Origin of the sequence: Streptomyces sp. NPDC006458 (genome assembly GCF_040612135.1) — a bacterium.
Classification (GTDB): domain Bacteria; phylum Actinomycetota; class Actinomycetes; order Streptomycetales; family Streptomycetaceae; genus Streptomyces.
In genome coordinates, this window is sequence record NZ_JBEXPR010000034.1 from 75229 (window position 1) to 85215 (window position 9987).

At 73.7% G+C, this 9987-nt stretch carries 8 protein-coding genes and 2 pseudogenes; 7 read left to right on the forward strand and 3 right to left on the reverse strand.

The annotated features are described in order from the left end of the window. Positions 1-113: 113 nt before the first annotated feature. The 5 genes and pseudogenes from ABZZ79_RS33780 to ABZZ79_RS33800 form a co-directional block, all read left to right on the forward strand. Positions 114-299, forward strand: a pseudogene (locus ABZZ79_RS33780) (citrate:proton symporter); the annotation flags it as partial. A gap of 141 nt (positions 300-440) precedes the next feature. Then, a pseudogene (locus ABZZ79_RS33785) lies at positions 441-892 on the forward strand (MFS transporter); the annotation flags it as partial. Positions 893-1065: 173 nt separating this feature from the next. After that, positions 1066-2400 (forward strand): ABC transporter ATP-binding protein, encoded by a 1335-nt coding sequence (locus tag ABZZ79_RS33790; protein WP_356695414.1) that lies wholly within the window; start codon positions 1066-1068, stop codon positions 2398-2400. 214 nt (positions 2401-2614) lie between these two features. Then, on the forward strand, positions 2615-4003 hold the full coding sequence (locus tag ABZZ79_RS33795; protein WP_356695416.1) for an aldehyde dehydrogenase family protein: 1389 nt from the start codon (positions 2615-2617) through the stop codon (positions 4001-4003). Positions 4004-4046: 43 nt separating this feature from the next. Then, entirely contained in the window at positions 4047-5129 is a 1083-nt protein-coding gene (locus tag ABZZ79_RS33800) for a Zn-dependent alcohol dehydrogenase (protein WP_356695418.1), read from the forward strand. Positions 5130-5639: 510 nt separating this feature from the next. On the opposite strand, the gene ABZZ79_RS33805 is transcribed toward ABZZ79_RS33800, so the two are convergent. The 3 genes from ABZZ79_RS33805 to ABZZ79_RS33815 form a co-directional block, all read right to left on the reverse strand. Further along, on the reverse strand, positions 5640-6575 hold the full coding sequence (locus ABZZ79_RS33805) for a DMT family transporter (protein ID WP_356695420.1): 936 nt from the start codon (positions 6573-6575) through the stop codon (positions 5640-5642). A 119-nt stretch (positions 6576-6694) separates the two neighbouring features. Continuing rightward, positions 6695-7405 carry a helix-turn-helix domain-containing protein gene (locus ABZZ79_RS33810; RefSeq protein ID WP_356695422.1) on the reverse strand — a complete coding sequence of 237 codons (711 nt, stop codon included), beginning with the start codon at positions 7403-7405 and terminating at the stop codon, positions 6695-6697. Positions 7406-7718: 313 nt separating this feature from the next. Then, positions 7719-8363: a TetR/AcrR family transcriptional regulator gene (locus ABZZ79_RS33815; RefSeq protein ID WP_356695424.1), complete on the reverse strand. Its 645-nt coding sequence runs from the start codon at positions 8361-8363 to the stop codon at positions 7719-7721. An 89-nt stretch (positions 8364-8452) separates the two neighbouring features. Here ABZZ79_RS33815 and ABZZ79_RS33820 point away from each other — a divergent pair, with 89 nt between their 5' ends. Together ABZZ79_RS33820 and ABZZ79_RS33825 are read left to right on the forward strand one after the other, a co-directional pair. Then, positions 8453-9604, forward strand: a complete 1152-nt coding sequence (locus tag ABZZ79_RS33820) for an acyl-CoA dehydrogenase family protein (protein ID WP_356695426.1) — start codon at positions 8453-8455, stop codon at positions 9602-9604. 60 nt (positions 9605-9664) lie between these two features. Next, a complete protein-coding gene (locus ABZZ79_RS33825; RefSeq protein WP_356695428.1) occupies positions 9665-9898 on the forward strand; it encodes a YiaA/YiaB family inner membrane protein in 234 nt (77 codons plus the stop codon). Positions 9899-9987: the final 89 nt, after the last annotated feature.

Below are 9987 nucleotides of genomic sequence, written 5' to 3' on the forward strand. Positions count from 1 at the left end.
ATCCCGGCGCTTGCCGTCGGCCTGGTCTTCGTGATCGCCCTCTCGTACGTCCTCGGTCTTCGCGAGCGCAAGCGGCTCGGCACGCTGTCGCCGGACGAGGTGCTCGTGACGGAGAGATGGCCCGCGCCTCGCTGGTCGGCCAGCCGCTGCACATGTCCAGCCCGCTCGTCCCGGCGGTCTACGTCCTGGTCGGCATGGCGAAGGTGGAGTTCGGCGACCACACCCGGTTCGTGGTGAAGTGGGCGGCCGCCACCTGCCTGGTGATCCTGGCCGCCGGAATGCTGTTCGGCGTCATCTGACGCCCTCCCGGGAGGGATCCGCACATGAGGCCCGGCGGGAACCGCGGCTGGCTGCTCCGTCTCGTCATCGCCTTCGGCTTCGCGCAGGGGGCGGCGTCGATGGCCCGGCCCGCCGTCTCCTACCGGGCCCTCGGGCTGGGCGCGGCGGCCACGATCGCCTGCCGACTGGTGCTGACGCCCCTGCTGCGGCTGCTCGGCCGCACCGCGCTGCTGACGGTGACCTGTCTGACGGCCGCGGCCCTCTGCGCGGGCATCGCCCTGCCGGTCCCGGTGTGGGCCCTGGCCCTGATGCCGGCCGCCCTGGGCTTCTACCTCGGCGTGGGCCAGCCGCTGTCCATGACGACCGTTGTCCGGGCCGCCCCCGACGGCGCCCGCTCCACCGCCCTCGCCCTGCGGCTGACCGCAACCGCCTCGGCCGGGTCGCCGCACCCGCCGCGGCCGGCCTGGTCGCCGGGGTCGCGGGGGCGGCGGCGCCCTTCGTGATGCCGGGCGCCCTGCTCCTGCTGTCCTGCGGCGTGGCCCTGCGCTCCCCGGCCGGACCGGCGCCGACGACCCCTTCGGCCGCCGCTCCGCGCCGGGTGCCCCAGCGCTGACGCGAGGCCGCGCGCCGTCTCACCTTCTGGACACAAGAACTCGATCCAGCCATTCCTCTTCCGTGAACGCATACATTCCGTTAACTTCCGTGACGCAATGGCGCTCTGCGATCCGCACGGCGCGTCCGACCGTGGAGCACCAGCGCCCGCATGAGCCCCCGGGGGCATCCCTCATGACACGCTCCATCTCACTGCACGACGTCAGCAAGAGCTACGCCAAGGGCACCCGTGTGGTGGACCGGCTCACGCTGGAGATCGAGTCTGGCGAATTCCTCGTCCTGCTCGGCCCGTCCGGCTGCGGCAAGTCGACGGTACTGCGCATGATCGCCGGACTGGAGGACATCGACGAGGGGCACCTGCTGCTCGACGGCGAGTACTCCAACGAACTGCCACCGTCCGGCCGGGACATGGCGATGGTCTTCCAGAACTTCGCCCTCTACCCCAACATGACCAGCCGCGACAACATCGGATTCCCCCTGCGCATCGAGTCCCCCGGCGAGGACCCGCGCCCGCGCGTGGACGCCACAGCGCGCATGCTGGGCATCGAGGACCTCCTCGACCGGTTCCCCCGGCAGCTCTCCGGCGGCGAGCGCCAGCGCGTCGCCATGGGGCGCGCGGTCGCCCGCCACCCGTCCGCGTTCCTGATGGACGAGCCGCTGTCCAACCTGGACGCCAAGCTCCGCAACCACCTGCGCGCGGAGATCGCCCGGCTCACCCGGGAACTGGGCGTCACCACGATCTACGTCACCCACGACCAGGCCGAGGCCATGTCGCTCGGCGACCGCGTCGCCGTGATGCGCGGCGGTGTACTCCAGCAGGTCAGCACGCCCCGCGAGGTCTACGCCCTGCCCCGCAACGTCTTCGTGGCCGCCTTTATCGGCACCCCGCGCATCAACCTGCTGCGCGGCCTCGTGCGGGCCCCGATCGGCGGGGCGATGACCATCAGCCTCGGCCGCCAGTTTCTGCGGCTGCCCGAGCCCCTCTCCCTGGACCACCAGTTGCTCCGCGTCCAGCAGGGCCGCGAGGTCATCGTCGGTCTACGCTCGGAGGCCGTGCGGATCGCGGCGGCCTCGGACGCACGCCCCGGTGAGGTGTCGATGATCGGCCTTGTGGAGCACGTGGAGTTCCAGGGGCACGAGGTGCTCGTCCACCTCAACACCGGCTCCAGCCCCGCCGTCGTACCCGATCTGGAGGCAGCGCGCCCGGATCACGGCACCCGGCGCCGCCGCCGCGAGGGCGCCACCGTGCTGGACCGGATCAGGGAGCGGGCGGGGGCGCTGCGGGGCGGCGGTCCGGTCGGGGTGCTGGAGCGCCCCGCCGATGCCGAGTCCGCCCCGGCCGAGGGCCGGCTCCCCGGCGACCTCATCCTCCGCACCACCCCCGACTTCGACCTCCGGCACGGCATGCAGGTGCCGCTGCTGGTCGACCTCGCCCATCTGTTCGTCTTCGACCAGCACGGCGACCGCATCTGCCCCGCCCCGTCGCGGCTGCCGGAGCTGGAGGAGTAGGGCCGCCCGGCGGGGTGGCCGGCCCGGATCGGCACCCCGCCGGATCGGCACCCCGCCGGATCGGTCACACCCCGGGCCGGTCCCATCTCACACCGACCTGTCGCCCGGTCCTGATTCCCCTCGCGTAGCCTCACGGCCAGGCTGCCTCTGGCGCGGAAAAACTACCGCCGCTAGTTTAGGTGGCGGATGCAGCCGCGATCTCGGGAGGTAGGCCATGAAGGCCCAGGACGGCGTGTACATCGACGGAGCCTGGCGCCCCGCCAAGGGGCCGGACCTGATCGACGTGGTCAACCCGGCCGACGAGCAGGTCATCGCCCGGGTCTCGGCGGGCACCGCCGAGGACGTGGACGCCGCCGTACGGGCCGCACGCGCCGCCCTGCCCGGCTGGGCCGCCACGCCCCCGGCCGTCCGCGCCGAGCGCCTGGTCGCCCTGCGGGACGGGCTGCTGGCCCGCAAGGACGAGATCGCCGAGACCGTCACCGCCGAACTGGGCTCACCCCTCGCCTTCTCGCAGGCCGTGCACGCGAGTGTCCCGATCGCCGTCGCCGGCACCTTCGCCGAACTCGCGGCCACGCACGCCTTCGAGGAGAAGGTCGGCAACTCCACCGTCCTGCACGAGCCGGTCGGCGTGGTCGCCGCGATCACCCCCTGGAACTACCCCCTGCACCAGATCGTCGCCAAGGTCGCCCCCGCCCTCGCGGCCGGCTGCACGGTCGTCCTCAAGCCAGCCGAGGACACCCCGCTGACCGCCCAGCTCTTCGCCGAGGCCGTTCACGAGGCCGGAGTCCCCGCGGGCGTCTTCAACCTCGTCACCGGCCTCGGCCCGGTGGCCGGCCAGGCCCTCGCCGAGCACCCGGACGTCGACCTGGTCTCCTTCACCGGCTCCACCGCGGTCGGCATGCGCATCGGCGCGCTCGCGGGCGGGGCCGTCAAGCGCGTCGCCCTCGAACTCGGCGGCAAGTCCGCCAACGTCATCCTGCCGAGCGCCGACCTCGCCAGGGCCGTCAACGTCGGCGTCGCCAACGTCATGTCCAACTCCGGCCAGACGTGCAGCGCGTGGACCCGCATGCTCGTGCACACCGCGCAGTACGACGAGGCGGTCGAGCTGGCCCGCACCGCCGCCGCCAAGTACGGCGACCGCATCGGCCCGCTGGTCAACGCCGGGCAGCGCGAGCGGGTGCGCGGCTACATCGACCAGGGCGTCGCCGAGGGCGCCCGCCTGGTCGCGGGAGGCGGCGAATCCCCGCACGAGAAGGGCTACTTCGTCAGCCCCACCGTCTTCGCCGACGTGACCGAGGACATGACCATCGCGCAGGAGGAGATCTTCGGCCCGGTGCTGTCGATCATCCGCTACGAGGACGAGGACGACGCCCTGCGCATCGCCAACGGCACGGTCTACGGCCTCGCCGGTGCCGTCTGGGCGGGCGACGAGGCCGAGGCGGTCGCCTTCGCCCGCCGCATGGACACCGGCCAGGTCGACATCAACGGCGGCCGCTTCAACCCCCTCGCCCCCTTCGGCGGCTACAAGCAGTCGGGCGTGGGCCGGGAGCTCGGCAGTCACGGCCTGGCCGAATACCTCCAGACCAAGTCCTTCCAGTTCTGAGCCAGTTGGCCAAGTCACCCAGGTTCCAAGGGAGTCGCTCGACATGACCGTCCGCGCCGCCGTCCTGCCCGCCATCGGCGCCCCGCTGGAGATCACCGACATCGAACTGCCGGACCCCGGCCCCGGCCGGATCCGCGTCAGGCTCGCCGCCGCCGGTGTCTGTCACTCCGACCTGTCCTTGTCCAACGGCACCATGCGCGTCCCCGTGCCCGCCGTCCTCGGTCACGAGGGCGCCGGCACGGTCGTCGCCGTCGGCGAGGGCGTCACCCAGGTCGCCCCGGGCGACGCCGTCGTCCTCAACTGGGCCCCGTCCTGCGGCAGCTGCCACGCCTGCTCGCTCGGCGAGGTCTGGCTGTGCGCCGACGCCCTCAAGGGCGTCGGAGACGTCTACGCCCGCACCGCCGACGGCACCGACCTGCACCCCGGCCTGAACGTGGCAGCGTTCGCCGAGGAGACCGTCGTCCCCGTCGGCTGCGCGCTGCCCGCCCCGGCAGGCATCCCGCTCACCGACGCGGCCCTCCTCGGCTGCGCCGTCCTCACCGGATACGGGGCCGTCCACCACTCCGCGCAGGTGCGCGAGGGCGAGACCGTGGCCGTCTTCGGCGTCGGGGGCGTGGGCCTGGCCGCCCTCCAGGCCGCGCGGATCGCGGGCGCGTCCAGGATCATCGCCGTCGACGTGTCCCCGGCCAAGGAGGAGCTCGCCCGAGCCGCCGGCGCCAACGACTACGTCGTCGCCTCCACGGACACCCCGCGCGAGATCCGCGCCCTGACCGGAAAACAGGGCGTCGACGTGGCCGTCGAGTGCGTCGGCCGCGCGGTCACCATCCGGGCCGCCTGGGAGTCCACCCGGCGCGGCGGCCGCACCACGGTCGTCGGCATCGGCGGCAAGGAGGAGCAGGTCACCTTCAACGCCCTGGAGATCTTCCACTGGGGCCGTACCCTCTCCGGCTGTGTCTACGGCAACACCGACCCGGCCCGCGACCTCCCGGTCCTCGCCGAGCACGTCCGCGCGGGCCGGCTGGATCTCTCCTCCCTGGTGACCGAGCGGATCGCCCTGGACGGGATCCCGGCGGCCTTCGAGAACATGCTGGCGGGCAAGGGCGGCCGGGCCCTCGTCACGTTCTGACCGCCCGGACGCGCACCCGGCGCCCGTACACCACGGTCGCCGGGGCACGTTCAACCCGACCCGACGGCTCCCGGCGACCGCGGCGTGGAAGCCTCTCGCGCCCCCCGGCCCGGCTCCCGGCGACTGCGGCGTGGAAGCTGCCTCTCGCGTCCCCGGCACGGCTCCCGGCGACTGCGGCGCGCAACCCGCCTGCCACGTCCCCGGCCCGGCTTCCGGCGACCGCGGCGTCGCAACCCGCCTCCCACGCCCTGGCCCGCCCGGCTTCCGGCGACTGCGGCTCGGGATCCGCCTGCCACGACCGGCCCGGTCTCCCGCGACCGCGGCGCGCAACTCGCCTCTCACGTCCCCGGCCCGCCTTCCGGCGACCGCGGCGCGCAACTCGCCTCTCGCGTCCCCGGCCCGGCTTCCGCGACCCCGGCCCGCCTCCCACGTCCCCGGCCCGGTCTCCCGCGAACCCGGCTCGGAATCCGCCTTCCGCGCCCCCGGCACGGCTCCCGGCGACCGCGGCCCCTATCCCGCTCCCTGTGAACGCGGCAGTCGCTCCGGTCCGGCCACCGGCGCCGTGGCCCGCGGCCGGGACCGCGACACCGCCACACCCGCAAGACACAGCGCCCCGCCCGCCAGGGTGAGCGCCCCCGGCACCTCGCCCAGCAGCAGCCACGACATCAGCACGACCAGCGCGGGCACGGCGTACGTGGTCGCGCCCATCCGGCCGGCGGTGGTGCGGGCCAGCGCGTAGGCCCACGTGGTGAAGGCCAGCGCGGTCGGGAACACCCCGAGATAGACCACGTTGAGAGTGGCCGACACAGGCGCCTGGCTCGCGTCCCGCACCAACTGCCCGGCGAACGGCAGGCATCCGACGGCCCCCACCAGACACCCGAACGTCGTCACCTGCAAGGCGCCGGCCCGCCCCAGCGCCGGTTTCTGCGCGACCACCCCGGCCGCGTACCCCACGGCGGCGATCAGACACAGGGCCACGCCGAGCACGGAGGAACCCCCGTTCCCGGACATCGACAGCCCGACCGCCACCGCCCCCGCGAACGACACGGCCATCCCCGCCACCAGCCTCGGCGGCATCGCGTCCCCGAGCACCCGGGCGGCCAGCAGCGCCACCAGAATCGGCCCGATGTTCACCACCAGCGCGGCGGTCCCGGCGTCGACCCGTTGCTCGCCCCAGTTGAGAGCGACCATGTAGACCCCGAACCACAGCACGCCCGAGACCGCGATCCCCGGCCAGGCGCCGCGCGGGGGCAGCCCCTCCCGCCGTACGACACAGATGGCGCCCAGGACGAGCACCCCGGCGAGCAGCCGCCCGAGCGCGAGCGCACCGGGGGAGTAGGCCGCGCCGGCGCTGCGTATGGAGACGAAGGCGGAGGCCCACAGCACCACGCTGACACAGGCGGCGCCGACGGCGAGGGCTTCGGTGCGACCGGGACGCTTCATCATGCTCCTCAGGCTGGGAAGGGCGGCGGGAAGGATGCCGGCGTATTTCGGACGGCGACGCCGGACCGGCTCGGTGGTGGGGTCCGGGGTGAGAGGCCCCGGCGCACCCGTGGAGAAGGACCTCACCGAAGCGCCCCCACCGCGATGCCGAGCAGCTCGCTCAGGGCCCGCTCGCCGCTCGCGGTGACCCGGACCGCCCGCTCGGACCCGATGCGCTCGCACCAGCCGGCCTCCAGGGCATGCCGGCACAACGCGGCCCCGGCGACCCCGCCGAGATGGGTCCTGCGCTCGGTCCAGTCGAGGCACCCCCGGGCCAACGGCCGCCGCCCGCCGCGGATGAGCTCGATCCCGGCGGTGTCGAACCAGGCGAGCCCCGCGTCGGTCAGCGCGAACCCGGTGTCGCTCACCAGCAGCCCGCGTTCGGTGAGCGCGTCGGTGAGGGCGATGCCGAGCCGCCCGGCGAGATGGTCGTAACAGGTGCGCCCGCGCGCCATCGCGGACTCGGCGCTCGACTCGCGCAAGGTCCGCGGTGGCCGGCCACGCCCCGCCCCGGCCCGCGAGGCCAGGTCCTCCACCAGCTGCGCCACATCGGTCCCGGCCAGCCGCACGTACCGGTGCCGCCCCTGACGCTCCTCGGCGAGCAGTCCGGCGGCGACCAGCTTGCCCAGGTGCTCGCTCAGTGTCGACGCGGCCACCGCCGTGTGCCGGGCCAGCTCACCGGCGGTCCAGGCGCGCCCGTCGAGCAGGGCCAGCAGGCATCCGGCCCGGGTCTCGTCGGCGATCAGCGCGGCGTATGCGGCGAGCCCCGCCGCCCGAGGGTCTCTCGACGTCATGACCCCAGCATGGGCCCGTCATACTTCGGCCACCACCGAATCGTCGGCGGCCCGCCGCACGACCCCGCGACCCCTCGTACCGCCCCCGCGAGCCCCTCGTACGGCTCCGCGAGCCGCTCGTAAGGCCCCGGCGGTCGCCCGCACCCGGCAGTCGCCCGTACGCCCCCGCGAGCCGCTCGCACGGCCCCGGCAGTCGCCCGCACCCGGCAGTCGTCCGCGCGGCCCCGCGAGCCGCTCGTACGGCCGCCACCGGCAGCCCGCGCCACCTGCTCCCGCGGCCGCCGGCGGGCGGCCCGCCGGCGGCCGCGGCCCGCTACCGAGCCGCCCCCGCCACCCGCTCGTACTGCCGCTCCAGCCCGTCCAGCAGCGCGGTCAGCCCCGTCTCGAAGGCCCGGTCGTCGATCTTCTCCTGGCGGTCGGGCAGGAGGTGGGCCTGGCCGAGGTGGGGATAGTCGGCCGGGTCGTAGGCGCTCTGGTCGTCCACGAAGCCGCCCGCGAAGGAGCCGAGGGCGGAGCCCATGATGAAGTACCGCATCAGCGCGCCGATGGAGGTGGCCTGCGGCGGCGGCCACCCGGCCTCGACCATCGCGCCGTAGACCGCGTCGGCGAGCCGCAGCGCGGCCGGGCGGCGGCCGGGGCCCTGGGCCAGGACCGGGACGATGTTGGGGTGGTCGCGCAGCGCGGCCCGATAGGAGACGGCCCAGTCGTGCAGCGCGGCCCGCCAGTTCCGGCCGCCCTCGAACATCGACAGGTCGACCTGCGCGCTCACCGAGTCGGCGACCGCCTCCAGGATCTCGTCCTTGGTCCTGAAGTGGTTGTACAGCGACGGCCCGCTCACCCCCAGTTCGGCGGCGAGCCGGCGGGTGGAGACCGCGGCGAGCCCTTCCGCGTCCACGAGCTCCCGTGCCGTGGCGACGATCCGGTCGGTGCTGAGTAGGGGCTTGCGCGGTCGGGCCATGGCGCACATAGTAGGGCTGCGACCTTAAACTAGCAGTGCTAATTTAAAGGTCCGGCTTTCAAGATCCGTTCTCTGTGGGGTGACTCGGCATGAACCTGGAGCTCAGCGAGGAGCAGGCCGCCGTGCGCCGGCTGGCCCGGGACTTCGTGGAGCGCGAGATCGCCCCGCACGCCGCCGCCTGGGACCGGGCCGAGGAGGTCGATCGCGGCATCGTGAAGAAGCTCGGCGAAGTCGGTTTCCTCGGCCTGACGATCGACGAGGAGTACGGCGGCTCGGGCGGCGACCACCTCACGTACTGCCTGGTCACCGAGGAGCTGGGCCGCGGCGACTCCTCCGTGCGCGGCATCGTCTCGGTCTCCCTCGGCCTGGTCGCCAAGACGATCGCCGCGTGGGGGAGCGAGGAGCAGAGGCGCCACTGGCTGCCCGGTCTGACCTCCGGCGAGTACGTCGGCTGCTTCGGCCTGACCGAACCGGGCACCGGCTCGGACGCCGGCAGCCTCACCACCCGCGCGGTCCGCGACGGCGAGGACTACGTCGTGAGCGGCACCAAGATGTTCATCACCAACGGCACCTGGGCCGATGTCGTCCTGCTGTTCGCCCGCTCCACCGACGCCCCCGGCCACAAGGGCGTCTCCGCCTTCCTCGTCCCGACGGACACCCCCGGCCTGACCCGCCGCGCGGTCCACGGCAAGCTCGGCCTGCGCGGCCAGGCGACGGCCGAACTGGTGCTGGAGGACGTCCGCGTGCCCGCCTCCGCGCTGCTCGGCGAGGAGGGCAAGGGCTTCTCCGTCGCCATGTCAGCTCTGGCCAAGGGCCGGATGTCGGTGGCGGCCGGGTGTGTCGGCATCGCCCAGGCCGCCCTGGAGGCGGCCGTGCGCTACGCGGGTGAGCGCGAACAGTTCGGCCGGCCCATCGCCCAGCACCAGCTCGTCCAGGAACTGATCAGCGACATCGCCCTCGACGTGGACGCCGCCCGGCTGCTGACCTGGCGCGTCGCCGACCTCGTCGACCGCGGCCAGTCCTTCGCCGTGGAGTCCTCCAAGGCCAAGCTGTTCGCCTCCGAGGCCGCCGTGCGCGCCGCGAACAACGCCCTCCAGGTCTTCGGCGGCTACGGCTACATCGACGAGTACCCGGTCGGCAAACTGCTGCGCGACGCCCGGGTGATGACCCTCTACGAAGGCACCAGCCAGATTCAGAAGCTGCTCATCGGCCGTGCGCTGACCGGGGTTTCGGCGTTCTGAGTACGAGGCTGAGTATCTGAGCGGATGTGGCGCGGGCCACGCCCGGCGAAGCTGTTCCCCATGAGTGACACATCCGCCAAGCCGCAGAACACGGCCGCCTTCTACGGTCAGGCCGTGGCGTCGTTCGCCGTCGCCATGACCGCCACCGCCGTCGGGATCTTCAAGCTGGAGGCCGACACCTGGGTGCGTGCCTTCCTCGGGACCGCCGTCCTGTACCTCGTGACCTCCGCCTTCACCCTCGCCAAGGTCATCCGCGACCGCCAGGACGCCGCCCGGCCGACGTACCACGCCTAGTGCCCCGACAGGCAACGTTCGCCCCGTCGCGACGCCCGGCACGCCCTCTCGCCGCACCGGGCACAGACCCAAGTACATCCAGTACGAGG